Source organism: Tropicimonas sp. IMCC34043, from assembly GCF_003390845.1.
Taxonomy (GTDB): domain Bacteria; phylum Pseudomonadota; class Alphaproteobacteria; order Rhodobacterales; family Rhodobacteraceae; genus Tropicimonas.
On sequence record NZ_QMEK01000001.1, the window covers coordinates 600,465 to 626,985 of the forward strand.

A 26,521-nucleotide genomic window follows, 5' to 3' on the forward strand; every position below is an offset into this window, starting at 1 on the left:
GAAAGAGGCCTGGTGCAGGCGTCAGTGGCGCTGGCGCAGTCGGCGCGATGCTCTTGAAAAAAGCGAACACCGCGTTCGCGCAGTTCGGCTGGAAAGGCGGGGTGAAGCTTCGAGTCGTCGTCAGGCTCATCCTTTGAGTGTTCTATTCCCCGGTAAGCGCGGGGCGGTCCAGTGCATTCCGCCGTCCTCTTTGCGCCAGCGACAACAGGTTTGAACCGTCACGCCGATCTGACGGAGCGCCTTCTGAACCGATTTTCCCTGACCCTGCAGCACCTCAACCTGCCGCAGCTTCAAGACGTCGTTTTCCGGCTTCTCCCGCTTTCCGGCCATTTTCAGGTCCTCCAGAAATCGGATCATGCCATCCCACTTGGTGGACCATTTCCGTGAGGGCACTCCAACCGCAACAAAACCGGGCGAGGTTCGAGCCGTTTCAGATCGGGCGCGAAATCCAATGACTCGCAGCCGATCAGATGATATTTTTTATTACCGCGTGCAGTTCAGGGTCGCTTTCCGTTCCTCCTCTTCGCCTCATCTTGAGCGATGAAAGCATGGCTCGTTTGGCTCTCTACGTACTCGGCCAGGAGCGCCTCGTGAAAGGCGGTTCCACTGTGCCGGACCTGCCCGACCTGTTCTGGTCCGTGATCGGCTGCCTGCTGACCGTGCGAGGGCGAAGTCTGAGCCGGGCGCGCATCGCGGAACGGCTGTGGCCAGACAAGGAGCATGAGGCAGCGCGTCATTGCCTGGCCAGCGCGCTGTGGCGGATCCGGATGCGGCTTGATCCTGACACGACCCCTTTGGTGACCGACGGCAACCTTGTCGCACTGTCCCGTAAGGTCTCGATCTGGGTCGATGCGCTGGCCTTCGAGCATCGCGCGAGGCCGCTGGTCGAACGGCCGTCGCTGCTTTCCGAACGGCGGAACCGGGCAAGGCTCGCACGGGTGCTCCACGCCCATTGCGGCGAATTTCTTGGCCATATCGATCAGGAGGACATCGCCATCGAACGCGCCCGGCTGCGGGCGCTCTATCTCGATGCGCTCTATGAACTTTCCCGGGCACAGGCCGACGCGGAAGAATGGGCAGGGGCAATTCGCTCGGCCCGGGTTCTCTGTGCGGCCGAGCCGCTGCGTGAGGATGCTCAACGCCTGCTCATCGAAGCCTATTCGCGTCGCGGAAACCGCGGGCTTGCGCTGCGCCAGTTCCAGATCTGCGAGGCGACCTTGGCGCGTGAATTGCAGGTTCCGCCGATGCCGGAAACACTGGCGCTGCGTGCCCGCCTTCTGGATGCGCGAGGCGAAGCGCCTTTGACGCCAGCGACGGCGATCCCGCCGGATGGACATCGCGATACGTTGATCCATGCCCGCGACAGCCTCGTAGATGCGCTCTGGGCCATCGAGCGGACGCTCGGGACCATCTGACCCTCCCACACCGCACCGTTCCGACATTGTGTCCTCGCCGCCGGGGCCATGGCCGCGCCTGCGCCGGTGTCGGACTTGAACCGGCGCGGTGTCGCCCGGGTGATCCACGCGTGACGGCCCGGTGATGCCGTGATGGCAGCGTGGAACGATTCGGCCGAGCGCGAAGGAATCGGGGGCGTGAATGGCGGTAGACCAGAGGACAATCGCGGGGATCGGGCGGCGGGCAATCTGCTCCTGCGCTACTGGCGCGAGGTCGGACCGCACGGTGCGGGGCGCCTGCGCGGGACGATCCGCGACTTGTCCGGCGCCATGCTGGGCGCTTTCGAGACGGAGCAGGGGCTGTTCGCCTTGCTCCACCGCCTTATCGGCGCCAAGCCGCAGACCCGCAACGACAACGATCCGGAGGGACCACCATGAGCGACGCTGATTTCCCGCTCCTGCGCGCGAGCCTCGCGCCGGAATATGCCGGGCTTCCGGCTGCCGATCTCGACCAGCTGGTGCGCCAGATCTATGGCCCCGAGGCAAGTGCCGAGGATGTCGAGGGGCTGTTCGACGATATCGGCCGCGGCCTGAGCCATGCTGCCCGGGGTGTTGGCCGGTTCGCCCAGCAGGCCGCTCCGGTGATCCAGCGGGCGCTGCCTGCGGTGGCGCAGGGCGCGGCGGCCGGATCGGCGTTCGGTCCCTGGGGGGCGCTGATCGGCGCTGCCGCGGGTGCCACGGGGGGAATACTCTCGCAGTCGCGCAACCGCACGGCGCGTGACATCGGCGGTGCCATCCATGGCGCGGGAAGTCTTGTGTCAACCGTGCGCGGTGGCGGTGCAACCGGGGCACTGGGGGCGTTGACGTCGGTCGGGTCGGGGGCACTCGGTGCGACGCCGGGTGGCCGTCAGGCGGCCGCGGCCATGCAGCGAGGGCAATCTCGCGGCTCTTCGGGCACAAGCGGGGCCGCCAACGCACTGGCGGGTCTGCTGGCGCGGCCCGAACTGCTGCAATCGCTGACCGCGGCGATGATGGGGCGCTATGCCCGGCAAACGACTTCGGTTGCCGGACAACAGGTGCCGGTCAGTCAGTTGCTCGCGGCATTGTCGACGGTGGCGCAGCGCGCCGCGCACGAGGCGGCCGAGTTCGAGCCCGGGGCCGAACGGACCCCGGCCTATGCCGAAGCCGCCGAGGCGGCGCTTGGCGTCGATGCCGAGGACGCCGAGGGCCGCACCGATGCCCTGCTGACGCTGCTGGCACTGGCGCCCTCGATCTGGATGCAGCGCCCGCCGGTTACGGTGCAGCTTGCGCCACCCGATCCGTATTTCGGCTTCGGCGGCGCGGACGCCGGGGGCCTCGGCGAGGATTGGGAGGGCGATCCGCTCGAGGATCTGGATTGGGAATGGGACGAGGACCCGGCCGAGGTCGGCTGGGACGAGGATGAAGAAACCGAGGATTGGGATCCCGGTGACGCCGCCATGGAGGAGATCCGCTATGCTTGAACTGCCGAGGGACCTGATACAGCCCGACCCGTCCCAGCCTGCAGGCGATCCGGCGTCGATCATGGCGCAACTCGCCGGCAGCGATCCGCGGCTTGCGATGTTGATGCAGCTTCTTCAGTCCGGCCGCGCCAGGGAGGGCGCCGCGCCGGAACCGGTCGATGACCGGACCGAGACCATCGTCGATCTGAGCGAGCGTCTGGAAGCCGCCGAGGCGCAGATCCTGCGGCTGAAGACCAGCGGCCGGCGGTTGCTGGAACGGGCGCGCGCCAGCGAGGAACGTCTGTCCGAGCTTGCCGCCGCGCTTGGCGCCTGCGGCCTGTGTTGGGGCGAGGATCCGGGCTGCCCGAGTTGCCGGGGCCGCGGCCGTCCCGGCATGACCCGACCCGACCCGGACCTGCGTCAGCAGCTTTTCGGACCACAGCGCTCCCGCGCGGGGCGCAGCGACGAACCGGCGGCACACTGAAACCATGCGGAAAGGGAGTAGAAGACCATGGTTGATACTTATTCCTATGAATCAGACTACGAGGACGAGTTCGAAAGCGCCGAGGACGTCTTCGACGAGGTCGAGTCGGATGACGAGGCCGACATGTGGGCTGAAGCCCGGCCAAGGCGCCGCATTCGACTGCGCCCGCCAATCAAGACCCCGCCCAGGGGAAATGCCGTCGCCCGGCTGACGCCCGGAGGTTTTGCCACCAAGGCCGAACTGGCGGCCACGGCGAAGAAGCTGGATGGCCGGATCGGTGTGCTGTCGACCTCGGTCAAGACCCTCGGCACGCGGACCCGCAGCCTTGAGGTCGAGACAGGGCGGACGAGCACGGCGCTGCGCCGCGAGATCGCTTCGCGCAAGAAGACCACCGACGATCTGAAGCGCACGCTGGACGAGACACGGCAGATCTCGATTCTGATGCCGCTGCTCAGCAGCCCCGGCACGGTCACGGTCGGCGGCAATACCATCCCGGTGAACGAGGGCGACACCTTCTCCAAGTTACTGCCCATCCTGTTGTTTTCCAGCTCCGGCTCGTCCGGGTCCGGCGGCGGGATGTTTGGCGGCGACAACAGCAGCATGATGATGCTGGCGCTCGTCCTCGCATTTTCCGGCAACAAATAGCGAACCGAAAGGAGCCGGACCATGAGTATGAACCTGGCACTGGGATTGGCCCTTGGCCAGAAGTTGGCCGAGAGCCGCGGCGTCGAGAGCGTCGAGGCGCGGCGCAGGGCTGGCGTCCTTCTGGGGGTGATGGGCTCGACACCGGCGAGCTTCGTCGCCACCAAGGTCGTGATCGACCAGCAACTGAGACTCGAACAGAACAATCGTGGCGACAAGGGCGACAAGGGCGACGATGTGGCCGGCGCAGGCGACGCCGGACCGGACGTGATCGACGACGCCGCATTCGCCGCGTTGGTCGAGGAAACGGTCCATGCCGAGTTCGAGAAGGCCGTTCCGCTGATCCAGGCCGAGGTCGGGACGATCGGAGCCAAGCTCGACCCAAAGGCGCTGGCGATGGTACTGGGTCCGATCATCCGGGACGCGGTTGTCGAGGGGATGAAACAGGCGCAGGCGGCCGCCGCGACCGCCTCGCCGGGTAACAAGCAGCCCTGAGCCCGCCGGAACGGAATGGGGATACTCCCATGACATCGACCCAATCGCGAATGGACCCCGCGCTTGAGGAACTGATCGCCGAAGGCGCCGCCGAGGATCACGTTGCGATCATCGTCCGGCTGCACGAGGGGGCGGAACCGCCGCCGGGGCTCCATCTGGTGGCGCGCTTCGGGACCATCGCAACCGGGCGGGCGGATCGCGGCGCACTGCGGGCGATCCACGATCATCCGTCGGTCGCAAGCCTCAAGGCACCGCGTACCTATGCCGGCGAGCTTGGGGGGGGGCTGGCCGAGGGTCCGGACGAACCCGGCCTGAGCGAAGCCGACCCCACGCCGACCGACGAGGACCGCCGCCGACCCGAGGGGCTGCCCGAGACCGGACGCGGCGTGGTGGTCGCGGTCATCGACTGGGGCTGCGATTTCGCGCATCCCGACTTTCGCGCCAGTGACGGGCGCACGCGGCTGATCGGGTTATGGGATCAGCGTGCCTCGGGGTCCTCGCCCCGGCCCTATGGCTATGGCCGCCTGCACGGACCGGCGGCCATCGACCGGGCGCTGGCGGGGCGCGATCCTTTCGCGGCGCTGGGCTATGCGCCGTCGATCGGCGATGCACCGACCCACGGCTCCCATGTCCTCGGCATCGCTGCGGGCAACGGCCGGGCAGGCGGACCGCAGGGGATCGCACCCGAGGCGGATCTGTTCTTTTGCCATCTCGGGCCGGGTCTGGGCGAATTGGGCGACTCGATCGGGTTGATGGAGGCCGTGGATTGTGCAGTCCGCGTGGCCGGTCGGCGGCCGGTTGCGATCAATCTCAGCATCGGCCGGCATGCGGGTCCCCACGATGGCTCGTTGCTGATCGAACGGGCCATCGACTGGCTGATCACCAATCGCCCGGGTACCGTCGTGGTCCAGAGCACCGGCAACTATTATGCCCGCGACGTTCACATGGCGGGACGGCTGCACGAGACCCAGACCGATACGGTGCCGTTCCGGTTGGAAAAGCGCGACGATACCGCGATCACGGTCGAGGTCTGGTACAAGGCGGCCGACACCTTTCATGCCCGGGTCGTCGCGCCCGATGGGCAAATGGCTGCGGCGCCTCGCGGCGAAAATGCGGTGCTACGTGGGCCGGACGGCGACTTCGGCACACTCTATCACCGCGCTTTCGATCCGAACAACGGCGACCATCTGATTCAATTGGTGCTGCGGCCGGTGGCACCTTCCGGCGACTGGCGGCTGGAATTGACCGGGATCGACGTGGTGGACGGCCGATGGCACGCCTGGATCGAGCGCAACCCGCGCTGTCCGCCCTGCCAGGTGCGTTTCCCTGACGACCGGGCCGAGCCGAGCGGCTCCACCGGCAGCATATGCAATGCGCTGCGCACCATCGCGGTCGGGGCCTATGACGGCCATTCGGACCGGCCGAGGCTCGCGCGTTTCTCCAGCGTCGGGCCGACCCGGGACGGGCGGCCGAAACCGTTGCTGGTCGCGCCGGGGGTGCGGGTATTGTCGGTGCGCTCGCGCGGCGATGCCGCAGCCGAGCCGGGATATGTGCGCATGAGCGGCACCAGCATGGCCGCACCGCATGTCACCGGGACCGCGGCGCTGATGCTGCAGGCCGCCGGTGCGCATCCGATCGCGATCCTGCGTGCGGCGCTTTTCGCCACGCTCGCGCCGCCGCCCGAGGCGGATCCGCGATGGGGATACGGGCGGCTCGACATTTCCGCGGCGGTTGCCCGCGCCCGCAGGATCGGCACGGCAGCGAGCGGGGAGGGTGGTGCAACAGAGGAGGAAGGGATCATGGCCGAAGCCGAGGACGCGTCTGCGCCCGTGCAGCGCACGGCCTGGACTGTGGGGCGCGACTTTACCCAGCCGACCGTGCAGCAGCGCGTGCTCGGCGCGATGAGCGAGGCCGAGCTTGAGGCGGTTCTGGGTGAAGGTCCGCCGCTTGTTGCTGCGGTCACACGCGAGGCGGCGCCGGAAGGGTATCCGGAGACGGTGGCTGCGGACGATCCGCTGCAGGTGCTCGACCGGGCAATCGATCCCGAAGATCCGAGCCTTGCCGTCGTCGCCTGGCCGGGATTGCGCCCCGCCGGGCCGCTGATGCCGGGCGATCTGGTGGTGCAGGGTCTGGGCGCCGCGCGACCGACCTGCCGGATCGTCCTCGACCCGAGATTGCGGCCGCGCAGCGCAGTCGCGCCGGGCGAGAGCGCGGCGGACCTCGCGCTGGGATATCCGGGATACTATGTCCGGGTCGCCGAAACGACTGGCGAGGGCGCGCTGCGGCGGATCATGGGCCCTGACGGTCTGGTTCTGCCCGGAACTCTGGTGCTGCGAAGCGGCGAGGCGGGCGATGCGCCCGACGGCCGCCCGACCCTGCGCCGCGGCGCCTCGGGGCCGGCGGTGCGCGAGGCTCAGGTCCGACTGAACCGGCTTGACGCCGCGCGGCGCCTGCTGGGTGAGGCGCCGCTGCTCGACGCGCCGTTGGCAATCGACGGGCGCTATGGCGCGCGTACCGAGGCCGCTGCCAGGGCGTTTCAGCGCGTCGCGTTCCCCGACGCCCCGGACCAGTGGGACGGCGTTCTGGGACGACGCAGCTGGGCGGCGTTGCTCGACGCGACCCGGGGCGGTGGGCACGACGATCTGCCCGGGACGACGCTGCCGCCCGAGGTCGAGGTCGCAGCGCGGCCCGCGGCGCGCACGATCCCGATCATTGCCCTGCCCGGGGTCATGGGCACGCGGCTGCGCCTGGCCGGAGGCAGGCTGCCCGACTGGGACCCCGACAGCAGACTCACCATGCTGCGCTGGTTCCGCGCCTCGGCCACCGACAAGCTGGCCGGACTGGATGCCCGCAATACGGCTCGGCGGATCGACGACACTTCGGATGTCGTCGCACATTCACGGGGCTGGGATCATTTGTCTTCCGGCTTCTATCGCCCGCTGCTTGCAGCGCTCGAGCGCACGTTCAACCCGGGAAGATCGGGCAGGGCCGGCGTGCGCTCTCCGGTCTATGCCTTCGGATATGACTGGCGACAATCCTGCGGCAACCACGCACGGGCGCTGGAACGCTTCATCGACAGCGTGCTGGAACGCGAACGGGCCGAGGAGGTGGTGCTGGTCACCCACTCGATGGGCGGGCTCGTGGTGCGCGGCGCGCTGCCGCTGATTGCGGCGCGGGTGCGCGGGGTGGTGCATTGCGTGATGCCGGCTGCCGGGGCGGTCGTTGCGGCGCGGCGCATGCGCACCGGGTTCGATCCCGCAATCGACGGCAATCTGGGCGAGATGGTGGCCGAAATGGCCGCCGAGGCGCTCGGGCTCGATCCGGTGGAGCGCGATGACGCGGACGAGGGGATCGGAGATTTCATCACCACCCGGCTTTTCGCGGCGATCTTCAGCGACTCGCTGTTGCGCCCCAATCCGCTCTATTATGGGCGACTTATGGCGCGCCTGCCGGGCGCCGTGGAGCTTCTTCCCTCGAACGCGCTCGGCCGGCGCTGGTGGGGGCATCTCGCGCATCCCCGCGCGCCGGCATCGGTCTATGACGCCTATGCCGCCCCGGCACCGGCCGGCCTGGTGCATGCGGGCCTCAGCACGGCGGAAAAGTCCGCATTGCGCGCGCGGTTCGCCGACGCCGGGCGGTTTCATGCCGGCCTTGGCTATCATCCCCGTACCGGCGTTCTGGCATCGAGCGGACTGACCACCGATGTGGCGCTGGAACCGAACGCGATCCGGCGCGAAGGCGACGGGACCGTGCCGCTGGCCAGCGCAAGCTGTCCTGGGCTGACACGGCCGCTGTTTGCCCGCGTGTTCTCGCGGGTCGAGCATTCGGAATGCTTTTCGGATCCGGGATTTCTCGACGGTGTGCTTGACGGTGTGGCCTATGCGCTCGGCAGCGGCGCGCCGTTGGGAAGCGCCGCGCCGCCGCGCCGCAGCCGCGCCGGGGCGACGGCGCCCTGAATGGCGATTTGGGAGGGGGGACAGGCAATGGAGAGCGACGACCTTATGCACGCCGAGGCAGCCGAGGCTTTGGGCCTGTCCGAAACCATCGATGGTGGCGCGCTCTATATCCGGGCGATCGATCCTGGCGATCGCGGCGTTCTCGTGCTGGCTCGGCCGGGGGAGCGTCTGCGCGACGTGGCCCGTACCGGCGACCTTCTTTTGCGCCTCGGCGGCGACGGACGCGCGCGGGTCGCGATACTGGTTGGGCCAGAAGCCGGCGTTCCGCGCCGGCCCGGCGATCTTCCGGGCCGCTACGTGCATGTCCGCGAGAGCGGAGCGGGCGCGATGGTGCCGGTCGCATTGCGCCTTGCCGGGCCTGACGGGCTGATGCTGCCGGGACGGATGCTGGTGCGTCGCGTCCCGGACGCCGAGGCCGAAGAGTTGCCGCAAACGCACCGGCCGACGCTGCGCAACGGCTCGCGCGGTCCTGCGGTCGCAGAGTTGCAGGCCCGGCTGAACGCGGTTCACGCACGTCGGCAGTCGGCCGGAAGCCCTGGTCTGGATCGCTGCCCGCTGACCCTTGATGGTGCATTCGGCACCAATACCCGCCGTGCTGTCATTGCGTTCCAGCGCCTCGCCTTTCCCGAACGGCCGTCGGAATGGGACGGGGTTGTCGGCGCACGAACCTGGGCCGCGCTCGAATCCTTCCTGCGTGAGCAGCCGCCGCTTCCGATCGTGCCGCCGTTGCCGATCCTGCCCGTGGTCCATGTGCCGCTCGATCCGTCGCGGTGGGGGCCGATCCTTCGGCCGCATCTGTCGGCGCGCGCCGTCCTGCGCAGCGGCAATGCGGTGCATGCCCTGATCGACGGGCCTCAGACCTTCCGGATGATGACGACCGACATCCGCGCTGCCTCGGGAACGCGCGACTTCGTCTATCTGCTGGGCTGGGACAACTTCGACGATTTCGAACTGGTGCCGGGCGATGCTGGATCGACATTTCGCGCGCTCTTCACCGCGGCGGCCGCGCGCGGGGTCGAGGTTGCAGCGATGCTATGGCAGCAACCTCTGCCCTCGATCACCCCGCCGGGGATCAATCCGGCGCGGATCAGCGCCGAGCAGGTGGTGCGGCACATCTCGGCTTTGCCGGGCGGCAAGGCAATTCTGGACGACCTGACCACCAACAACACGCTGGCTTCGCGGGCCCGGCTTGCTGCGGCGCTGGCGGCGGCGCGCGTCAGTCCGCTGCTGGTCCCGGTGATCCTGCGGCTGATCAAGGACGATCTGGCCCGGCTCGGCGGCTCGCACCATCAGAAGGTGTTGGTGGTGCGGCGTGGCGAAACGCTGGTCGGCTACTGCGGCGGGCTGGATATGAATCCCAATCGGCTGCGCGTGGTCGATCCGCACACCGGCCAGCCGCACCACGACGACCATTGCCGGGTCATTGGGCCGAGCGCCTTCGACCTGCTTTCGACCTTCCTGTCGCGCTGGCGTCACCATCCGGCAAGCGCGGCCAGGGGCCGGCTGCGCGGCGAAACACAGGCGCTGCCCGCCCCGATCACCCATCCTTCAGCCAACGACGCGCCTCATGGCGGGCCGGTCTCGGTCATCGTCGCGCGCACCTTCAACCCGACCCGCAACCTGCCGCCACTGGTGCAGCGCGAGCGCGACATCAAGCCGTTGCTGCTTGCCGCGATCGGGGCTGCGCGGCGGTTCATCTATTGCGAGGATCAGTATCTGATCGACCTCGACACCGCCGATGCGCTGCGCCGGGCGCTGGGGCGGGTGGCGCATGTGACGATCCTGATCCCGGGCACACCGATCTCGGACCTGCCCTTCGCCAAGGAGTACCGTCGCGATTTCGTCGAACGTGTGGTGTCGGGGCTTTCCGCGCCGCTGCGCGCCAAATTCGGGGTGTTTCAGCTGTCGCGGAGCAGGCGTCCGCCGCCGATCTTCGGCGATCATACCTATGTCCACGCAAAAAGCTGGATCTTCGACGATGAACTTGCGGTCATCGGCACGGCAAACTGCAATCGTCGCGGCTATACTTTCGACAGCGAGGTCGATGCCTTCGTCTTTGACGATGCGGCGTCGCCCACGGTCTTCACGGCATCGCGCGAACAGGCGGCGGCCGAAGTCCTGCCGCTCGGGTTCAGCTTTGCTCAGTCATATCGCGTCGATCTGTGGCGTCACCACCTGGGCGTGCCAGCCGGTGCAGTCGCCGACGGCGTCGCCTCGGCCGCGCTCTGGCGCGGGGCGGCTCGGCCACCCAGCGCGCGCGTGGTCGAATTCGATCACCGTATTGCGACACCAACCCGCCGCGCCGTTCTCGAACAGCGCATCATGGACATCGCCTCGGACAAGCTGCGCGATCTGGTCGATCCGGTCGGGCCATAGCAGGGCGGCGCCGGGTTTGCTTGAGGCTCCAACTCCTGAGCAGGATGGAGCATCCTGAGCGAGACCACGAAGAAGTTTTCCCCTGAAGTGCGCGAGCGTGCGGTTCGGATGGTTCTCGACGGCGAGGGCGCGCCCGGAGCAGACCCGCCCGGAGCAGACTGGCCCGGAGGATCCCGCGGCGGCGTGACGTCTCATGATCTGCGCAGGGCATGCGGTCTGGTCGCGCATGCCCTCAGCACCCCGCTGAACGAGGTTCCCCTCTGCCGATGTCGGAGTTCCGGGACTGGTTGAAGGTCTCGCAAGAGATCCTGGCCATGAACCGTGCCGGCCCGATGGCCTAGGGTTCGCACATGATACAGGAGCCCCGAAGGGAGCAGGATATCGGCCGCGGGTCCAGTATCCCCAGGCATAGTTTTCAGATGACGGTCAGAGCCCCAATTTGCCCTATGCTGCACTGTTCACGTGGTGCACGAAGGGCGGAAACCGGTCCTTAGCTGCTTCTGCGAAGGCGCCATGCCAAACAGGAAAAAGCGGCCATTCAAGCGCTAGCAACCGAAATCTACATGCTGCGCCGCGCACCAAGGTCGGCTATGCGCAGGAAGCGGATTTGGCTGCAGCCCGGTCCATGCCGGGCTTCGCGGCTCTTCCTGCCCTTCGCAAGGATCACCATTGCCACAGCGCGGCTTCCCCATACCAGACTTCCATTGAAGCACGCAGCATCGTCTCGGAGCCCAAGGCCTCCAGTGCGAACAAAGCGGTCATGGCGAATTGCCACTAACTTTCCTTAAAAATCGATGGTGACTGACGGCGTGTTGCGCGTTGCCTCGCCTTGATAGACAGCTTCTATGTTGTTGCCATCGGGGTCCAACACGAATGCGGCGTAATACCCCGGATGATAGGCCCGGATACCGGGTGCCCCATTGTCGCGCCCACCATGCGCTAGCGCCGCTCTGTAGAAGGCATCAACCGTTTCGCGATCCTTGGCCTGAAATGCAAGGTGGTGCCGCCCGGTCAACTCGCCCGTCGAGGTTGGGCTGTCGGCGGCGGCTACGGTAAGTTCATCCGCAATGAAGTAGCCATTATCCGTGCTGAGAACCGGTATCTCCAACACGGTCATCACCGCTTTGTAGAAGCTCTCGCTCGCGTGCAGGTCGCGCACCACAAGCTGAATATGATCAATCAGGCGACCACGGTGCAATTGCATTGGCTTACATCTCTTTCCACGACGTTTTCAGGGCGAAGCTACGCACAATTCTGAGTGACTGGACAGGGCTCAGAAGCAAACATGCGGCGGTGCGGCGGTCCAGGCCAACGGCTCTAGCCAGGCACTCTGTTACTTCCGGCCCTTCGCCGACCTTCACGACAGGCGCAGCGGACGACCGGTCTCAGCCCAAAGTGACATTCGTGCGAGACGCAGCATGACACCAAGCACTGACACGAAGGGCGGTTCGTGTCAGTTGGGGCTGACCCGGGGAACGCCTTCTTCGTCCGCATAGCTGCCCCCTAGACCTTCGTCCGAGCAACCGAGGGTCCCCGGAGACAGAACGGGAACGTTTTCAGGTGGCGAACACTAGACCTCGTCGTGCCGCCCGGCATGGCGCTGAAAGGCGTTGGCGCCAAAGCGCGGCGCGGCGCCCGGGCGCTCGGTCTCGCGGCCGAGCAGCAGCACGATGGCCGCGGCAATGACACCGAAGGCCACGGCACCAATCACACCGAAGGCGACATAGCCCGCGACAGCCGCGGCGGCGACGGTCGTCGGCATGGCCAGCACACAAACGAACGGGATGAGGTTCGACATCGATCTGACGTGGGGCGTTCTGCACCTGCCATCAAGGGATCGATATGGGAAAGCGGATCGAACCCAAGCTGATCCTGACGGCGGTCGATCAGTATTCGGCGACCGTCAAGGGCATGAGCAAGGTCACCGGCCGGTTTTCGGACACGGTGCGGACAAGGCTCGGCGAGATGCAGAAGCTGCGCGGCTCGGGCAAAGCTGCCGCCTCACTTCGATTGGGCTCAAGTCCTCGTTCGCTTATCCTCTCTGGCCCCTTCGGTCCGCATGAACCGGCCCGGTGGCATCCCGGCGTGGCGGCTGAAAGCCGTACTGAACGTGCTGGCCGAGCCATAGCCGACCCGCCGCGCGACCTCCTCCAGCGCAATTGGGCCAGCCTTCATAATCTCTTTGGCAACAGCCATCCGCCATTTCTGCAGATACTCCATCGGCCGCATCCCGACTGCACGCGAGAACCGCTCGAAGAAGACCGAGCGGGACATTCCGGCCTCTCGGGCAAGACGTTCGACAGTCCATGACTGGTCTGTCGGGCCATGAATTTTCCGCAGGGCGATGGCAATCCGGTCATCGGCCAGCCCGCGCAACAGTCCCGGCTGAAGGGCGTTCTCCGGGGAATGTCTCAGCGCTTCGATCAGCAGGATTTCGACAAGCCGCGCCAGAATTAGGTTCCGGCCCGCGTTTTCCGTGGACGCTTCCTCGCCCACCATTCTGATGAGCTGAGCCAGTCTTGGCACGCCACGGATATGGATCATCCGCGGCAACAGCCCCGCGAACAGCGCCGCGTCCTCAGACTCGAACGTGAAATACCCGCCGAACTGCCGCACGTCGGGTGGTCCGGTCCGCCGCCCATAGCGAACCTCTTCATCGGCGGGTGAGGCCTGTCGAGGGTCGATCATCTGTGGCGGCGCGGTCTCCATCCCCGACATGGTAAAGGCAGGGGTTGCGGGCAGCAGGACAAAGTCCCCTTCCTCAAGGATGATCGGCGTCTCGCCGTCAACCGCCAGCCGACACCGCCCTTCGGTCACCGCGCAAAAGCCCGGATGCCCGAACGCGCCATAGCGCACGGCCCACCGGCCCGCGCCCGTTATCCCTTTCGAGAACACGGCGCGTGGGCGCAAAAGCTCGATCACCTGGGCAAGCGGGTCGGACATTCGGACTGTTTCAAATAATTTCCGGACTTTCGTTGGGGATCATCCAGATATCGGCGGTTAATCCTCAAGCGTCAACACGAAAAACAGGAGTTCGACATGAATACCGTCCTCATCACTGGCTGCTCTTCCGGCTATGGGCTCGAGACCGCGCGCCACTTTCACGCGCAAGGCTGGTCCGTCATTGCCACCATGCGCTCCCCAAGCGCAAACCGACTGCCGGAATCGGACCGCATCCGCCTCTTGCCCCTCGACATCACCGACCCTGACAGCATCGCAGCCACGATAGACGCGGCGGGGCCCGTGGACGTTCTCGTGAACAATGCCGGTATCGGCCTCGTCGGCGCCGTCGAAGCGACTCCAATGGCCCTTGTGCGGAAAGTGTTCGAGACCAACACCTTTGGCACGATCGCGATGACCCAGGCGGTGGTCCCGCAAATGCGCGAACGCAGGTCGGGCGTGATCATCAACGTCACTTCCAGCGTGACCCTGACGCCGATGCCGCTTGCCGCTCTCTATACCGCCAGCAAGCAGGCCATTCAGGGGTTCACCGGCTCGCTGGCGCATGAACTCGGGCATTTCGGAGTGCGGGTCCGACTGGTCGAGCCCGGCTATGGCCCGACGACCCGATTTGCGCAAAACTCGCAGTTCCGCATCGAAGATCTTATCCCCGAGAGCTACGCCGCCTTTGCCGGGCCGGTCTTTGACTCCTACGCAGCTCCCGGCCTGTCAACGCGGGAAACCGATGTGGCGCAGGCAGTCTTTCACGCTGCGACCGACATCACGGACAGGCTGCATTATCCGGCCGGTGCGGATGCCGTGGCCCTGGCAATAGCAAGCTGACACCTGACGAGTGCCGCAGCTGCGAACGCCGGTCAGCCTGTTCGACACGCGTCGCGCCTGTCAGAGCCGGAACGCCGGTCGCGGGGCCGGTGCAGTCAAGGCATCTTGTGCGAGCAAATTGATCGCGCCGAAGCTGCATTCGGGCGGAGGCCGGGGCGCGAGCCTCGATATCCGTACAGTCGCCACAGTTGCCGCAGCAACAATGTGACGGGGGAAATGGAAACGGCGGCCTTCAACCGATGTCTGCGACGGCGCCAGAATGGCGCAGAGTCGGGGAACACGAGTGATTGCCGGTCGATCCGGATTGCCAGGCGCTCCCGGGTGAACCTGTCGATGAGGTCGGGCAGGCGGAATGTCCTGACTCGCCCCGGCTTTCGACGATCCGCAGCGCCAGCTTGCGCAGGGCTTCGCCGGTGGTGGCAAGGGCCGCGACGTCGCGGGTGATCATCGCGATGTGGATGCCGTTCCACTGGATGGCGGTACCGATCCGCGCATCAGATCCGCCGGTGGATGCGCCTTGGGGGCCGATGCCGATCTGCCGGAAGCCCAGCACCAGCAGGTCGGCGAAGCGGGGCAAGACCTGTCCCTGCCTGCTGAAGGGGCCGAGGGAAGAGCAGCCGGCCCAGGTCTGGTGCGCCGACATCACCGACCTGCCGATGTGGCGCGGGGTCCTCCAGCCGGTCGCCATCATGGACTGGCACAGGCGAGTGTTCTGTCCCGGCGTATCCAGACCACGCTGGAGGCCGGCCTCTGTGTCGAGGCGCTGAACGAGGCCATTCAGACGTTTCGCCCGCCCGAAATCAAACCTGTTGAAACGGCGGGTGTAGAAAGAAAGGACGACGGCCGGGTCCGCTATTCCCCAGGGACATTCTGAACAGAGGATGCGCCGCGGGCGGCGTGGTTTGCCGGGTGGGGTGTTTTGCCGGGGCGGCCGCTGTCGGCCTTGTCCTACGGTCAGTCTGATGCGCGTGCCCCGAAGATTTCGGCGAAGCCGAAGGTCTCGGCGATTTCGGCGCGGCGCGCGGGATCCGTCACCGGGTTGACGTCGAAGTGCATCATCTTGCCGGCCATCTTGCCGCGTTTCTGGCGCAGGTTGTCGCCGTGGTTCATCACATAGATCGCGGCATGGAACGGGACCATGGCCATGCGGAAGCCGAAATACCCCATGTTGCGTGCCACCTTGCGGTGGTTGCCGCGCCGCGCCAGCACGGTGGCGAAATCCGCGCCCTGCGACAGGTCGAACCATAGGGCGGAGCTCGATCCGCAACTGCGATAGAACTCGGTCGCTTCGGGAAATTCGCTGTCCGCCGGTTGCAGCACCGCCAGATCGAGGCTGGCGTGATCGAGCATGTAGCCGCGGTCGATCAGATATCCCTGCCGGTTGTTGTCCGACAGCATGTAGCCGACGAGCCCCGGGTGCAGAAGGTCGTCGGCATCGAGTTGGAAGTAGTATCCTGCGCCCGTCTCCTCGCGCAGCAGGGTGGCGCGCATCTGGGCGTATTTCTGGTGATTGTCATAGCGCGCGTCGCTGCCCGCATAGGGCAGGAACCGGACCCGGTCGTCGAACGCGACGGCATCGGGGCGGTCCTGACAGCAGACGATCGCCTGCCACCGCCCGTCACCTTGCCGCCGCAGGCTGGTGAGCGTCGCCACAAGGTTTGCCTGCACCTGGTCCCAGTCGGCGGCCTTGCGGCGCGAGATCAGCGGAATTGCGAAGACGACCTTGCCGAGGGCCGGGTCAGGCGGCGGTGCGGACAGCGCCACGGCATTGGCGTGGCGCCACCTGAGGCCCTGCCACCACCGTTGCACCCGCAGGTCGCGGTTGGACAGATCCTTGCGCAGCTCTGCCAGCGAATATCCCATTGCGCCGCCCCCATGACTCCGGTCCCGTCCGGCATCTAGGCCGTCCGGGGTCCGCTTGTCCAGAAAGCGGCTAGAGACGCCCGAGCAGATCGGCCGTCGGCCAGGCGTCCGCCGGAAGGCCAAGGCGGATCTGTTCGGCCTGCACCGCCTCGCGCGTCCTCTCGCCCAGAATCCCGTCGATCCCGCCGACGTCGTATCCGCGGTCAGAGAGCTTTTGCTGCAGCGCCATCAACTGTTCGCCCGACAGCGCCGGGTCGGGCGTGCCGGGATCATAGGGCGGTGCGCCTTCGAGTTCGGTCGCGAAATAGGCCGCGGTGGTGACATAGACCATCGACTGGTTCCATTCGAGGAAGACCGCGAAGTTCGGATAGGTCAGGAACGCGGGCCCGTGCCGGCCCTGTGGCAGCAGGATCGAGGCCGGCAGGTCGGGGCGCAGCAGCGGGCCATTGCGCCCGCGCACGCCAAGCGCCTGCCAGTCCGTGGCGGTCTTGGTGTGGTTCAGCCCGGTCTCGGCCCAGTCGAGTCCCTCGGGCACGACGATTTCCTGCAGCCAGGGTTCGTTCGGCCGCCAGCCGAGCGCACGCAGCATTGCGCCCCCCGACATCAGTGCATCCGGCACCGAGGTCTTGAGCGCGATCAGCCCGTCGCCGTCGCCATCGACGCCGTTTTCCAGAATATCCTGGGGCAGCATCTGCACCATGCCGACCTCGCCCGCCCAAGCTCCGGTGGTGGCGGGGTCGAAATCGCCCATCTCGTAGAGCGTCAGCGCGGCCATGACCTGGGGCTGGAACAGCTCGGGCCGGCGGCAATCGTGGCTGAGCGTCATCAGCGAGTTCAGCGTGTTGAAGTCGCCCTGAAAGCCGCCATAGTCGGTTTCGAAGGCCCAGAAGGCCAGCAGCACGCCGGGGCTGACGCCATAGGTCTGCTGCACCCGCGCGAAGGTGTCGGCGTGTTTCTCGAGGTTCGCCTTGCCGTGGTCGATCCGGTTCTGGCTGATCAGCCGTCGCGAGAAATCGGTGAAGGGCAGTTGAAACACGCCTTGCGCACGGTCGGCTCTCAGCACCTTGGGGTCCTGGGAGGCGCGGGCGAAGAACTGTCGCGCCGCCGCCGGGTCATGGCCCTGCGCCACCGCCTCGGCCTGCATTGCCGCAACGAATTCGCCGAAGGACCCGCCGCAGGGCACTTGCGCCAGAGTCGGCGCGGCAAGGGCGGCCAGAAGGGCCGAAAGGGCGAATGTGCGTGTCATCGGGGTCTCCGTTTGGGCGGACTATGTCGTGCGGGTGCGGTGCCGGTTTGGGGATTTGCCAGGGGCGCATCCGGCCCGCCACAGGGCCGGCGCGATCCCTGATGTTCCTTCGTCCCGGTTTGCCCCCGCTCGCCGCCCGTTCTAGCGTCGCGGGCGCGGTGGGCAACCGCGACGCCACAGTCAGGCGCGAAAAACCGCCGCGAATTGATCACATCAGCGCCAGCAGGACGGTTGCAGCCAGCAGGACACCCCATGCCCGCCACAGCGCCCGGACGCTCGATGCGATCTCGGCCGGGCCGGGGGTGCGGCAGCCCTGAGGGTGAACGAAGGCAAAGCTCTGCATCTGTCCGCCATAGCTGCGCGGCCCCGACAGGGCCACATCGATGCCGCGTGCCATCGCGGCCTCGGGCCAGCCCGCGTTGGGCGAGCGGTGCTGTCTTGCATCACGCACGATTGGCCCCCAGCCGCCGGGTCGGCCGAGCCCCAGCCCGATCAGCATGGCCGTCACCCGCGCCGGCACCCACATCAGCACGTCGTCAAGCCGCGCCGCCGCCCAGCCGAACTCTGCGTGCCGGGGGGTGCGGTGGCCGATCATGCTGTCGGCTGTGTTGACCGCCTTGCAGATCAGGATGCCGGGCAAGCCGCCTGCCAGATACCACAGCGCCGGGGCGATCACTCCGTCCGACAGGTTCTCGGCCCCGCTTTCGATGGCCGCGCGCGCGACGCCCGCCTCGTCGAGCACCTGCACGTCGCGCCCGACGATCATTGCCACCGCCAGCCGGCCTTCGGCGAGGCCCTGGCGCAGGCCCTTGGCGACGGCGCCGACGTGGTCGGTCAGGCTGCGCTGCGCCACCAGGATCGCCACCACGACCACATCGGCCCAGTGTCCGGGCAGCGCCTGCAGGGCAAGCCCGATGCCGCCCGCGCCGATGACCAGCAGTGCCACCGCCAGCACGCCTCTGGCGCGCCGGTGGCTGCCGCGGTTCAAGCGGTTATCGAGCCAGCCCACGGCACGACCCATCAGGACCGCAGGATGGGGCAGGCGCGACCACAGCCAGCCGGGTTCCCCCAGCGCCGCGTCAAGCAGCAGCGCCGCGATCAGGACCACAGCAGAGCCGGTCATGCCAGCGCCGCCGTCAGCCGTGCCCGACCCGCGTCGTCCCCCGGTAGGCCAAGCCGCAGCCATTCTGCGCAATAGGGAAAGGTCCGGGTCCAGATCCGGGCGTCCGCCAGCCGCGCCTGCCAGGCCGCTGCATCCCCGACGTCATAGAGCCGGAACAGCGTTGTGCCGCCGATCGCCCTTGCCCCGGCTGCGGTCATCGTGGCGTCGAGTTCTTCCGCATCGCGGTTCAGCCGTGTCCGCGTCGCCGCGGCCCAGCCGAAATCCGCCAGCGCCGCGGCACCGATGGCCAGCGCCGGGCCCGACACTGCCCATGGCCCGATCATCTCGGCCAGCGGCGCGATCCGCTCGGGCGCGCCGATGACGAAGCCGAGCCGCAGCCCGGCAAGCCCCCAGAACTTGCCAAAACTCTTCAGCACCAGCGTGTCGGGCCGGTCGGCCGCAGCCCGCAGCAGGCTGGCCTCGGGGCAGGTGTCGCAAAAGCTCTCGTCGAGGATCAGAAGCCCGGACCGGGGCAGATCCGCGCTGCGCCACAGCCGGCCATCGGGATTGTTCGGATGCACCAGAACCGTCGCTTCGGCATCCGTGCTTTCGGTCAGTTCCCAGCCCCCGGCACGGAAGCCCGCGGCATGTTCATTGTAGGTCGGGGCAGGGATCCGCACCCGGCCCGCCGCCGCAAGTGCGGGGATCCGTGCAATCGCGGCAGAGGCGCCGGGCACGGGCAGGATCTGCAGGCTCTCGGGGACCTGCCAGAAATCCCGCGCTGCCGCGATCAGCGCGGCCCCGGCCGCGCGGTCGGGCAGGGCGGTCCAGGCATCATGGGGCAGATCTGGCACCGGCCAGGGGCAGGGGTTGATCCCGGTCGAAAGGTCGAGCCATTCGTCCCGCGCCCCACCCCACCGGGCCGCGGCCGCATCGACCCCGCCGCCATGATCGCGTCCGTTGCCGCTGGGGCAAGTTTGCTTGGCCATGTTCTCTCCGATTCGTTTGCTTGCGAGACTCCCTGCCGGGACTCGCCGCGCGCGCCGACATAAGTGGATTTTCGCTGAGAACGGAAGCCGTTAAGGAACATGATGAAATCGTTAACACTTGGTTAGCGATTTATGACCAATGTCCTTCAAATAACGCTGGGTCAACTTGGGGAGGTCGGCAAGCGATGCAGGTTCTTATCGTAGAGAGCAACAAGGATCTTGGCTGGGTCTGGAAGCGTCATCTGGAACGCAGTGGCCAGTCGGTGACGCTGGCGCAAAGCCAGGAAGAGGCGGTCGATGTGGTCTGTGGTGCAGATCTCGACGTGATCATCCTCGACGTTGTGCTCGAGGAAGGCAGCGCCTTCGCGATTGCCGACTATGCGTCCTATCACAGCCCGCGCACCAAGGTCGTCTTCGTCACCAACACGACGTTCTTCTCGGATGGCTCGATCTTTCAGATCGCGCCCAATGCCTGCGCCTACCTGCGGACCGCGACGCCACCCGAGGATCTGGCGCTGATGGTCGAGCATTTTGGTGGCGTGCGGATGTGAACCTTCGTGCGGCCGCGATCAGGGCCGGATCACCACGTCGGTTCCGGTCGGTATCACGCGCCACAATTCCTCGATCGCCTCATCGGTGATGGCCACGCAGCCGGCGGTCCAGTCGCCGGCCAGTGCCGGCATGCCCTTGCGCCGGTTCGGCTGGCCGTGGATGAAGATGTCGCCGCCCGGCGACACGCCGGCCGCCCGGGCAAGTCTGCGGTGTTCGGGCAAGGGATAGTTGATCCCCAGCGACAGGTGATAAGCGCTCTTCGGATTGCGCCGGTCGATGCGATAGACGCCCTCGGGCGTGCGCCCGTCGCCTTCCTGCATCTTCGCCCGCCGCGGCGCATAGCCGAGCGCGACAGGATAGGATTTCACCGGGCGTCCGTCGCTGAACAGCGTCATCCGCCGGTCGCTCTTGTCGATCAGCACCAGATCGATCTGCTCGGCAATCGGGCGTGGGGGAAACGGCGCCTGTGGCGCGTACTTCACCCACGCCGCGATCCCGCTGCCGCCCGGCGCCAGAAATCCCGCCAGCATCAGGATGTGGATGAGACCGGTCATTGCAGATCCGCGAAGGCTGCAGACAGCCGTTCCAGCGCCTCGGCCACCCGCGCACGCGGTGTGCCGAAGTTGAATCGCAGAAATCTCTCGCCACCCGAACCGAAGGTCGGGCCGCGATTGACCGCGATCCTGGCCCGGCCTTCGACGCGGGCCAGAACCTCGTCCTGCGTCATGCCGGTTCCTGCGGTGTCGACCCAGCCGAGATAGGTGGACTGCAGCGGCATGGCGCGCAAGCCGGGGATCGCGGCGATACCGGCGTCGAACAGCCGGCGGTTGCCGTCGAGATAGCTGACCAGATCCTCGACCCAGGCCGCGCCTTCGGGCGAATAGGCAGCCGTCGTCGCGATCAGCCCAAAGGAGTTTGGCGACAGCCCAAGCCCCGCCATCGTCGCCGCAAACCGCGCCCGCAGCGCCGCGTCGGGGATCGTCACCTGCCCGGTGTGGGCCCCCGCGATGTTGAAGGTCTTCGAGGGCGCGGTCAGCATCACCAGCCGATCCTCCACCCCCTCGATCCGCGCCATCGGGATATGGGTTGCGCCGGGAAACACCAGATCGTGGTGGATCTCGTCCGAGATCAGCAGCAGATCATGCTGCCGCGCGAATTCTGCCACTGCCTCCAGTTCGTCCTTGGTCCAGACCCGGCCGCCGGGATTGTGCGGCGAACACAGGATCACGATCTTCTCGCGCCCGGTCAGCAACGCGCCATAGGCATCGAAATCCATCTGATAGCGGCCATCGACCTCGACCAGTGGGCATTCGACCACCTCGCGCCCGGCGGCACGGATCACCTTGGCAAAGGCGTGATAGACCGGGGTGAACAGCACGACGCCGTCGCCCGGGTCGCTGAACGTCGAAAGGCAGAGGCCGACTGCGTTGACGATCCCTGCGGTGGTGAAGATCGTGGCCGGGTCGACCTCCCAGCCGTGACGCTGTTTCATCCACCAGACGATGGCGGCGCGATAGGCACTGTCGTCGCCGAAATAGCCGAAGATCCCGTGATCGATCATGTCCTGGAGGGCATTGCTGACACAGGCAGGTGGGCGGAAATCCATGTCGGCCACCCACATCGCGATTCCGTCAGTCGCCGGCACGCCGAAAAGCGGTTCCATCATGTCCCACTTGGAACAATGGGTGCCACGGCGCTCGATGAGTTCGTCGAAGGGCGAATAGGGATTGTCGAGGGACATGAAGTACGGGCCTTTCGTGCAGATTCGCTCCCACGCTAGCCTGCCATGCGGCGGCCGCAAAGACCTCAGGTTGCAACAATCCGAACCATCGCCTAAATGGCGCTCATGGCCCTGAAGAATATCCTGATTCACCCTGATCCCCGCCTGAAGAAGGTCTGCGAACCTGTGGCCGATCTGACGGACGAATTGCGGATGCTGGCCGACGACATGCTCCAGACCATGTACGATGCGCCGGGCGTCGGGCTTGCCGCGCCGCAGGTCGGCGTCATCAGCCGCCTGATCGTGCTCGATTGCGTCAAGGACCCGGACTCGGCGCCACGCCCGCTGATCATGTTCAACCCCGAGGTGATCGCCGCCTCGGAGGAAAAGAACACCTACGAGGAGGGCTGCCTGTCGATCCCCGAGCAATATGCCGACGTGACCCGCCCGGCAGAGGTGACGGTGCGCTGGATCGACCGGGACGGCACCGAGCGGCAGGAAGATTTCGACCGGCTCTGGGCGACCTGCGTGCAGCACGAGATCGACCATCTGAACGGGGTGCTGTTCATCGACTATCTGACGCCGCTGAAACGGCAGCTGATCACCCGCAAGATGCAGAAGCTCAAGCGCGAACGCGCGCGGGACTGAGCGCGCGATGGTGGTGCGCCCCTTCGTGCCCTGGCCCGATCGCCGGCTGAGGAGCCCTGCGGCGCCGGTGGGCGAGGTGACGGACGCGGTGCACGCGATCTGGACCGACATGATCGACACGATGGAGGCAATGCCGGGGCTCGGCCTTGCCGCCCCGCAGATCGGCGTGATGCTGCGTCTTGCCGTCGTCGATTGTTCGACCGGGCGTGGGCAGGCGGTGCGAATGGCCGACCCCGAGATTGTCTCGGCCGGGGATGTCCTGCGCCGCCATGACGAGGCAAGCCCCAACCTGCCCGGTGTCTGGGCAAGCCTGCAGCGGCCGGCACGGGTAGAAGTTGCCTATACCGACGAGTCTGGTGCGCGGGTGATGCGGGTCTTCGAGGATCTCTGGTCGACCTCGGTCCAGCACCAGATCGACCACCTCGCAGGGCGGATGTACTTTGATCGGCTCAGCCGGACGAAACGCGAGATGCTGCTGAAAAAGGCGCGAAAGGGGCGGGGATGAGACTGGTCTTCATGGGAACGCCGGAGTTTTCGGTGCCGGCCCTCGACGCGCTGGTTGCGGCGGGTCACGATGTCGCCTGCGTCTATACCCAGCCGCCGCGCCCCGCCGGACGCGGCAAGAAGGACCGCCCCAGCCCGGTTCAGGCCCGTGCCGAGGCGTTGGGTCTGCCGGTCCGCCACCCGGTCTCGCTGCGGCGCCCGGCCGAGGTCCTGGCCGATTTCGCGGCGCTGAAGCCCGACGTTGCGGTGGTGGTCGCCTATGGCCTGATCCTGCCCCAGGCGATCCTCGACGTGCCGGCAAAGGGCTGCCTCAACATCCACGCCTCGCTGCTGCCGCGCTGGCGCGGCGCTGCACCGATCCATCGCGCGATCTTAGCCGGTGACACCGAGACCGGTGTCTGCATCATGCAGATGGAGGCCGGGCTCGACACCGGCCCGGTGCTGCTGCGCGAGGCGACCCGGATCGGATGCGAGGAGACGACCGCCGCCCTTCACGACCGGTTGTCCGACATGGGCGCCCGCCTGATCACCGAGGCCCTCGGCCGGCTCGACACGCTTGCGCGCAATCCCCAGCCGGACGAGGGCGTGAGCTATGCCGACAAGATCGACAAATCCGAGGCGAGGATCGACTGGACCCGCCCCGCGGTCGAGATCGACCGCCAGATCCGCGCACTTTCGCCCTTCCCGGGGGCCTGGTGCGAGGTCAAAGGCGAACGGGTGAAGTTTCTGCGCTCGCGCCTCGCCAGCGGCCAGGGCCGCCCGGGCGAGGTGATCGCCGGCCTCACCATCGCCTGCGGTGACGGTGCGGTCGAGGTGCTCGAGGCGCAGCGGCCGGGCAAGCGGCCGATGCCGACCGAGGACTTCCTGCGCGGCACCATCCTGCCCGAGGTGCTGGACTGAGAGCGTCGCGTCAGGACTTCTGCCTCCGGCGGGGATATTTAGGAACAGAAGAAGTAACGGGCTTTTAACCCTGGGATGCGAGCCTTGCAGGGCGGTACAGGCGGGGACGCCGATGACCGCAACAGGAGAAGTCGCCCGGCCTGCCTCATCGGGTCGGGCGCGCCGTTCCGGCTTCTTCTGTTCCTAAGTATCCCCGCCGGAGGCATCGCCCGAAGGGCGATCTCTCACTTGAATGGCGCCATTCCGCTGCGGGCCAGTGCGTCGGCCCGCTCGTTCTCTGTGTGTCCTGCGTGCCCCTTGACCCACTTCCAGACCACCTGATGGCGCGCCTGCACGGCATCGAGCCGCTTCCACAGCTCTTCGTTCTTCACCGGTTTTTTCGCCGCAGTCTTCCAGCCGTTCTTCTTCCAGCCGTGGATCCAGCCGGTCACGCCGTTCTTCACATAGGCCGAGTCGGTGATGATCGTGATCTCGGAGGGCCGCGACAGGCTTTCGAGCGCCGAGATCGCCGCCAACAGCTCCATCCGGTTGTTGGTGGTCAGCGCCTCGCCGCCGGACAACTCCCGCTCCTTGACGATGGTCTCGCCGTCGCGGGCCTGCAGCAGAACGCCCCAGCCGCCGGGGCCGGGATTGCCGGAGCAGGCTCCGTCGGTGAAGGCGAGAAGTTCGGACATGGGCGCCGGATACGTCAGCCGGGGGCCGGGTGCAAGGCGCGCCGGTCAGACGAGCCGCGCGTGATACATAGCAAAGCGATGGGTCGAGCCGTCAAAGCCGCGGTCGGTGCCAAACCGCGCCGCTGTCACGACGAACCCCGCCGCTGCAAGCAGCGCCTCAAGCTCTGTCGCCGCATAATAGGTATAGAACCGCCCCTTGCCGTCGCGCCCCTCGCCGGTCCCGAGCTTCATTGCCAGAAACAGGCGCCCCTGCGGTTTCAGCGCTCGGGCGAGGGTGGCCAGATGCCCCGCGAAGGCGTCCCGCGGGGCGTGCAGCAGGCTGTAATGCGCCCAGACCCCGTCATACTGTGAGACCTCCGTCACCGTATCGAACGTGCCGACCCGCACCGTGATCCCATGGCGCGCGCGCGCCACGGCGGCCATGCCCTCGGAGGCGTCGATGGCATCGACGCTGAAGCCCTGTGCAATCATCCGTGCCGCCCAGAGCCCGGTGCCGCAGCCGAGATCCAGCACGCGGCCGCCCGGCGGCAGATCTCGCAGAAACCTCTCCAGCACCGGATAGGGCCGGTCCGAGCCGACCATCGCGGCATAGGCCTCGGCCTCGGCATCATAGACGGCGAGCGTGGGGTGGTCCGGCATCAATCAAACGCCACGACGGCAAGGCAGGCGACGATCACCAGGGTCAGCGGCGCCCGGAACCCGATCCACCAGCCCGGCGCCATGCCGCTGCGCCAATAGAACCAGTCGATCCCCAATATCGCCCAGAAGCCTGCCATCAGGTAGAGCGCGCTGCTGACCGGGCCGTTGCCGGTGAACAGGAACGCCCAGAGCGCCGGTACGACCGACAGCGCGAACCCGAGGCTTGCCACCTCGCGGTCGCGCTGCGCGGCCAGACCCCAGAGCACCCCGGACTGGAACGCCAGCACGATGGTGCCGAAGTAAAGCTGCACGTAGGGCCCTACGAACCGGGGACCTGCCCACTCGAGCGTCAGGTCCTGCGCCGCCGGAACATAGCGGGTCACGACGCCCCAGAGGAAGGGCAACAACCCGAGAAGCCCCAGCGCCAGTGCGGTGCGGGGGATCGGCTGCGCGTCGGTCACGCCCGTTCCAGCGCCAGCCTGACACCGAGCGCGGCAAAGACCGCCGCGAAGGAGCGGTTGAGCCAGCGCATGATCCGCGGCCGGGACAGGATCAGCTCGCGGGCCGAAGCGGCGAACAGGCCATAGCCGAGGAATACCACAAAGGTCATGGCGACGAAGACCGCGGACAATGTCACCATCTCGGCCGTTGCGGTCGCCGGATTGCCCGACAGGAACGGCGGCAGCAGCGCCAGGAAGAAGATCGACAGCTTGGGGTTCAGCAGGTTCAGCAGCACGCCCCGGCGCGCGGTCGCAAGCGCGCTTTCCGATTTTCCGGCGGCGCTGAGCGCAAGTGCCCCGTCGGCGCGGACCGCCTGCCAGGCCAGCCACAGAAGGTAGGCGACGCCCAGGAACTTCACGGTCTGAAACAGCAGCGCCGAGGCATGCAGCACCGCCGCCAGCCCGAGGATTGCCGCCGCCATATGGGGCAGGATCCCGATGGTACAACCGAGCACCGCTGAGATCGCCGCGCGGCGGCCACGCCCGAGCCCGATTGCGAGCGTGTAGAGCACGCCGGTCCCCGGCGCCAAGACGACGACCAGGCAGGTCAGCAAGAATTGCAGCGACAGCATT

At 67.1% G+C, this 26,521-nt stretch carries 28 protein-coding genes; 13 read left to right on the forward strand and 15 right to left on the reverse strand.

All coding sequences use genetic code 11. From position 1 onward, the window contains the following. Positions 1-126 precede the first annotated feature (126 nt). Positions 127-357, reverse strand: coding sequence for a hypothetical protein (locus DQG17_RS02755; RefSeq protein WP_116131229.1), 231 nt, complete (start codon positions 355-357; stop codon positions 127-129). Positions 358-590: 233 nt separating this feature from the next. On the opposite strand from DQG17_RS02755, the gene DQG17_RS02760 reads away from it, so the two are divergent. From DQG17_RS02760 to DQG17_RS02795, 8 genes are all read left to right on the forward strand, one after another. Beyond that, complete coding sequence (locus tag DQG17_RS02760) at positions 591-1,415, forward strand: bacterial transcriptional activator domain-containing protein (RefSeq protein WP_157973501.1); 825 nt, start codon at positions 591-593, stop codon at positions 1,413-1,415. 132 nt (positions 1,416-1,547) lie between these two features. Continuing rightward, positions 1,548-1,832: a hypothetical protein gene (locus DQG17_RS02765; RefSeq protein WP_116131233.1), complete on the forward strand. Its 285-nt coding sequence runs from the start codon at positions 1,548-1,550 to the stop codon at positions 1,830-1,832. After that, positions 1,829-2,896 (forward strand): hypothetical protein, encoded by a 1,068-nt coding sequence (locus tag DQG17_RS02770; protein ID WP_116131235.1) that lies wholly within the window; start codon positions 1,829-1,831, stop codon positions 2,894-2,896. The genes DQG17_RS02765 and DQG17_RS02770 overlap by 4 nt, the downstream gene beginning before the upstream one ends. Continuing rightward, positions 2,889-3,359 (forward strand): hypothetical protein, encoded by a 471-nt coding sequence (locus tag DQG17_RS02775; protein WP_116131237.1) that lies wholly within the window; start codon positions 2,889-2,891, stop codon positions 3,357-3,359. Before DQG17_RS02770 ends, DQG17_RS02775 begins: the two co-directional genes overlap by 8 nt. 27 nt (positions 3,360-3,386) lie before the next feature. Continuing rightward, positions 3,387-4,004, forward strand: coding sequence for a hypothetical protein (locus tag DQG17_RS02780; protein WP_116131238.1), 618 nt, complete (start codon positions 3,387-3,389; stop codon positions 4,002-4,004). A 21-nt stretch (positions 4,005-4,025) separates the two neighbouring features. Beyond that, a complete protein-coding gene (locus DQG17_RS02785) occupies positions 4,026-4,496 on the forward strand; it encodes a hypothetical protein (RefSeq protein ID WP_157973502.1) in 471 nt (156 codons plus the stop codon). Between the two features lie 29 nt (positions 4,497-4,525). Further along, positions 4,526-8,452, forward strand: a complete 3,927-nt coding sequence (locus DQG17_RS02790) for a S8 family serine peptidase (protein WP_116131242.1) — start codon at positions 4,526-4,528, stop codon at positions 8,450-8,452. A 27-nt stretch (positions 8,453-8,479) separates the two neighbouring features. Further along, positions 8,480-10,828 (forward strand): phospholipase D-like domain-containing protein, encoded by a 2,349-nt coding sequence (locus tag DQG17_RS02795; protein ID WP_198666012.1) that lies wholly within the window; start codon positions 8,480-8,482, stop codon positions 10,826-10,828. A gap of 784 nt (positions 10,829-11,612) precedes the next feature. Here the strand turns inward: DQG17_RS02795 and DQG17_RS02800 are convergent. From DQG17_RS02800 to DQG17_RS02810, 3 genes are all read right to left on the reverse strand, one after another. Continuing rightward, the gene (locus DQG17_RS02800) at positions 11,613-12,032 is read right to left on the reverse strand and encodes a VOC family protein (protein ID WP_116131244.1); all 420 of its coding nucleotides are present in this window, start codon (positions 12,030-12,032) and stop codon (positions 11,613-11,615) included. Positions 12,033-12,398: 366 nt separating this feature from the next. Next, positions 12,399-12,626 (reverse strand): hypothetical protein, encoded by a 228-nt coding sequence (locus DQG17_RS02805; RefSeq protein WP_116131246.1) that lies wholly within the window; start codon positions 12,624-12,626, stop codon positions 12,399-12,401. Between the two features lie 218 nt (positions 12,627-12,844). Beyond that, positions 12,845-13,771, reverse strand: coding sequence for an AraC family transcriptional regulator (locus tag DQG17_RS02810; protein WP_116131248.1), 927 nt, complete (start codon positions 13,769-13,771; stop codon positions 12,845-12,847). 96 nt (positions 13,772-13,867) lie between these two features. Here DQG17_RS02810 and DQG17_RS02815 point away from each other — a divergent pair, with 96 nt between their 5' ends. Then, entirely contained in the window at positions 13,868-14,611 is a 744-nt protein-coding gene (locus DQG17_RS02815) for an SDR family oxidoreductase (RefSeq protein WP_116131250.1), read from the forward strand. Positions 14,612-14,843: 232 nt separating this feature from the next. On the opposite strand, the gene DQG17_RS02820 is transcribed toward DQG17_RS02815, so the two are convergent. From DQG17_RS02820 to cobD, 5 genes are all read right to left on the reverse strand, one after another. Continuing rightward, on the reverse strand, positions 14,844-15,188 hold the full coding sequence (locus tag DQG17_RS02820; RefSeq protein WP_157973503.1) for a hypothetical protein: 345 nt from the start codon (positions 15,186-15,188) through the stop codon (positions 14,844-14,846). 377 nt (positions 15,189-15,565) lie between these two features. Next, positions 15,566-16,474 carry a glycosyltransferase family 2 protein gene (locus DQG17_RS02825; RefSeq protein WP_116131254.1) on the reverse strand — a complete coding sequence of 303 codons (909 nt, stop codon included), beginning with the start codon at positions 16,472-16,474 and terminating at the stop codon, positions 15,566-15,568. 70 nt (positions 16,475-16,544) lie between these two features. Further along, the gene (locus DQG17_RS02830; RefSeq protein WP_116131256.1) at positions 16,545-17,720 is read right to left on the reverse strand and encodes a lytic murein transglycosylase; all 1,176 of its coding nucleotides are present in this window, start codon (positions 17,718-17,720) and stop codon (positions 16,545-16,547) included. Between the two features lie 208 nt (positions 17,721-17,928). Further along, positions 17,929-18,843: an adenosylcobinamide-phosphate synthase CbiB gene (gene cbiB, locus DQG17_RS02835; protein ID WP_116131258.1), complete on the reverse strand. Its 915-nt coding sequence runs from the start codon at positions 18,841-18,843 to the stop codon at positions 17,929-17,931. Further along, positions 18,840-19,811, reverse strand: a complete 972-nt coding sequence (cobD, locus tag DQG17_RS02840) for a threonine-phosphate decarboxylase CobD (protein WP_116131260.1) — start codon at positions 19,809-19,811, stop codon at positions 18,840-18,842. The genes cbiB and cobD overlap by 4 nt, the downstream gene beginning before the upstream one ends. Before the next feature lie 185 nt (positions 19,812-19,996). Here cobD and DQG17_RS02845 point away from each other — a divergent pair, with 185 nt between their 5' ends. Continuing rightward, positions 19,997-20,362 (forward strand): response regulator, encoded by a 366-nt coding sequence (locus tag DQG17_RS02845; RefSeq protein WP_116131262.1) that lies wholly within the window; start codon positions 19,997-19,999, stop codon positions 20,360-20,362. Positions 20,363-20,380: 18 nt separating this feature from the next. Here DQG17_RS02845 and DQG17_RS02850 read toward each other — a convergent pair whose 3' ends face one another. Then, positions 20,381-20,917 (reverse strand): murein L,D-transpeptidase family protein, encoded by a 537-nt coding sequence (locus tag DQG17_RS02850; RefSeq protein ID WP_116131264.1) that lies wholly within the window; start codon positions 20,915-20,917, stop codon positions 20,381-20,383. Next, a complete protein-coding gene (locus DQG17_RS02855) occupies positions 20,914-22,104 on the reverse strand; it encodes a MalY/PatB family protein (RefSeq protein ID WP_116131266.1) in 1,191 nt (396 codons plus the stop codon). Before DQG17_RS02855 ends, DQG17_RS02850 begins: the two co-directional genes overlap by 4 nt. A gap of 105 nt (positions 22,105-22,209) precedes the next feature. Here DQG17_RS02855 and def (DQG17_RS02860) point away from each other — a divergent pair, with 105 nt between their 5' ends. The 3 genes from def (DQG17_RS02860) to fmt are packed head-to-tail and all read left to right on the forward strand — an operon-like array spanning position 22,210 to position 24,135. Beyond that, positions 22,210-22,731: a peptide deformylase gene (gene def, locus DQG17_RS02860; RefSeq protein ID WP_198666013.1), complete on the forward strand. Its 522-nt coding sequence runs from the start codon at positions 22,210-22,212 to the stop codon at positions 22,729-22,731. 7 nt (positions 22,732-22,738) lie between these two features. Further along, entirely contained in the window at positions 22,739-23,236 is a 498-nt protein-coding gene (gene def / locus DQG17_RS02865) for a peptide deformylase (RefSeq protein ID WP_116131267.1), read from the forward strand. Next, a complete protein-coding gene (gene fmt, locus DQG17_RS02870) occupies positions 23,233-24,135 on the forward strand; it encodes a methionyl-tRNA formyltransferase (RefSeq protein ID WP_116131268.1) in 903 nt (300 codons plus the stop codon). The genes def (DQG17_RS02865) and fmt overlap by 4 nt, the downstream gene beginning before the upstream one ends. A 224-nt stretch (positions 24,136-24,359) precedes the next feature. Here fmt and rnhA read toward each other — a convergent pair whose 3' ends face one another. The 4 genes from rnhA to DQG17_RS02890 are packed head-to-tail and all read right to left on the reverse strand — an operon-like array spanning position 24,360 to position 26,520. Continuing rightward, entirely contained in the window at positions 24,360-24,809 is a 450-nt protein-coding gene (rnhA, locus tag DQG17_RS02875; RefSeq protein ID WP_116131269.1) for a ribonuclease HI, read from the reverse strand. Positions 24,810-24,854: 45 nt separating this feature from the next. After that, entirely contained in the window at positions 24,855-25,448 is a 594-nt protein-coding gene (locus DQG17_RS02880) for a class I SAM-dependent methyltransferase (protein WP_116131270.1), read from the reverse strand. Next, positions 25,448-25,909, reverse strand: a complete 462-nt coding sequence (locus tag DQG17_RS02885; RefSeq protein ID WP_116131271.1) for a DUF3429 domain-containing protein — start codon at positions 25,907-25,909, stop codon at positions 25,448-25,450. The genes DQG17_RS02880 and DQG17_RS02885 overlap by 1 nt, the downstream gene beginning before the upstream one ends. Next, positions 25,906-26,520, reverse strand: a complete 615-nt coding sequence (locus tag DQG17_RS02890) for a LysE family translocator (RefSeq protein WP_116131272.1) — start codon at positions 26,518-26,520, stop codon at positions 25,906-25,908. Before DQG17_RS02890 ends, DQG17_RS02885 begins: the two co-directional genes overlap by 4 nt. Position 26,521: the final 1 nt, after the last annotated feature.

Coding starts and splice junctions, on each gene's coding strand:
- DQG17_RS02755 (WP_116131229.1), bottom strand. CDS start 357: ATGATCCGATTTCTGGAGGACCTGAAAATGGCCGGAAAGCGGGAGAAG.
- DQG17_RS02765 (WP_116131233.1), top strand. CDS start 1,548: ATGGCAGCGTGGAACGATTCGGCCGAGCGCGAAGGAATCGGGGGCGTG.
- DQG17_RS02770 (WP_116131235.1), top strand. CDS start 1,829: ATGAGCGACGCTGATTTCCCGCTCCTGCGCGCGAGCCTCGCGCCGGAA.
- DQG17_RS02775 (WP_116131237.1), top strand. CDS start 2,889: ATGCTTGAACTGCCGAGGGACCTGATACAGCCCGACCCGTCCCAGCCT.
- DQG17_RS02780 (WP_116131238.1), top strand. CDS start 3,387: ATGGTTGATACTTATTCCTATGAATCAGACTACGAGGACGAGTTCGAA.
- DQG17_RS02785 (WP_157973502.1), top strand. CDS start 4,026: ATGAGTATGAACCTGGCACTGGGATTGGCCCTTGGCCAGAAGTTGGCC.
- DQG17_RS02790 (WP_116131242.1), top strand. CDS start 4,526: ATGACATCGACCCAATCGCGAATGGACCCCGCGCTTGAGGAACTGATC.
- DQG17_RS02795 (WP_198666012.1), top strand. CDS start 8,480: ATGGAGAGCGACGACCTTATGCACGCCGAGGCAGCCGAGGCTTTGGGC.
- DQG17_RS02800 (WP_116131244.1), bottom strand. CDS start 12,032: ATGCAATTGCACCGTGGTCGCCTGATTGATCATATTCAGCTTGTGGTG.
- DQG17_RS02805 (WP_116131246.1), bottom strand. CDS start 12,626: ATGTCGAACCTCATCCCGTTCGTTTGTGTGCTGGCCATGCCGACGACC.
- DQG17_RS02810 (WP_116131248.1), bottom strand. CDS start 13,771: ATGTCCGACCCGCTTGCCCAGGTGATCGAGCTTTTGCGCCCACGCGCC.
- DQG17_RS02815 (WP_116131250.1), top strand. CDS start 13,868: ATGAATACCGTCCTCATCACTGGCTGCTCTTCCGGCTATGGGCTCGAG.
- DQG17_RS02825 (WP_116131254.1), bottom strand. CDS start 16,474: ATGGGATATTCGCTGGCAGAGCTGCGCAAGGATCTGTCCAACCGCGAC.
- DQG17_RS02830 (WP_116131256.1), bottom strand. CDS start 17,720: ATGACACGCACATTCGCCCTTTCGGCCCTTCTGGCCGCCCTTGCCGCG.
- cbiB (WP_116131258.1), bottom strand. CDS start 18,843: ATGACCGGCTCTGCTGTGGTCCTGATCGCGGCGCTGCTGCTTGACGCG.
- cobD (WP_116131260.1), bottom strand. CDS start 19,811: ATGGCCAAGCAAACTTGCCCCAGCGGCAACGGACGCGATCATGGCGGC.
- DQG17_RS02845 (WP_116131262.1), top strand. CDS start 19,997: ATGCAGGTTCTTATCGTAGAGAGCAACAAGGATCTTGGCTGGGTCTGG.
- DQG17_RS02850 (WP_116131264.1), bottom strand. CDS start 20,917: ATGACCGGTCTCATCCACATCCTGATGCTGGCGGGATTTCTGGCGCCG.
- DQG17_RS02855 (WP_116131266.1), bottom strand. CDS start 22,104: ATGTCCCTCGACAATCCCTATTCGCCCTTCGACGAACTCATCGAGCGC.
- def (WP_198666013.1), top strand. CDS start 22,210: ATGGCCCTGAAGAATATCCTGATTCACCCTGATCCCCGCCTGAAGAAG.
- def (WP_116131267.1), top strand. CDS start 22,739: ATGGTGGTGCGCCCCTTCGTGCCCTGGCCCGATCGCCGGCTGAGGAGC.
- fmt (WP_116131268.1), top strand. CDS start 23,233: ATGAGACTGGTCTTCATGGGAACGCCGGAGTTTTCGGTGCCGGCCCTC.
- rnhA (WP_116131269.1), bottom strand. CDS start 24,809: ATGTCCGAACTTCTCGCCTTCACCGACGGAGCCTGCTCCGGCAATCCC.
- DQG17_RS02880 (WP_116131270.1), bottom strand. CDS start 25,448: ATGCCGGACCACCCCACGCTCGCCGTCTATGATGCCGAGGCCGAGGCC.
- DQG17_RS02890 (WP_116131272.1), bottom strand. CDS start 26,520: ATGCTGTCGCTGCAATTCTTGCTGACCTGCCTGGTCGTCGTCTTGGCG.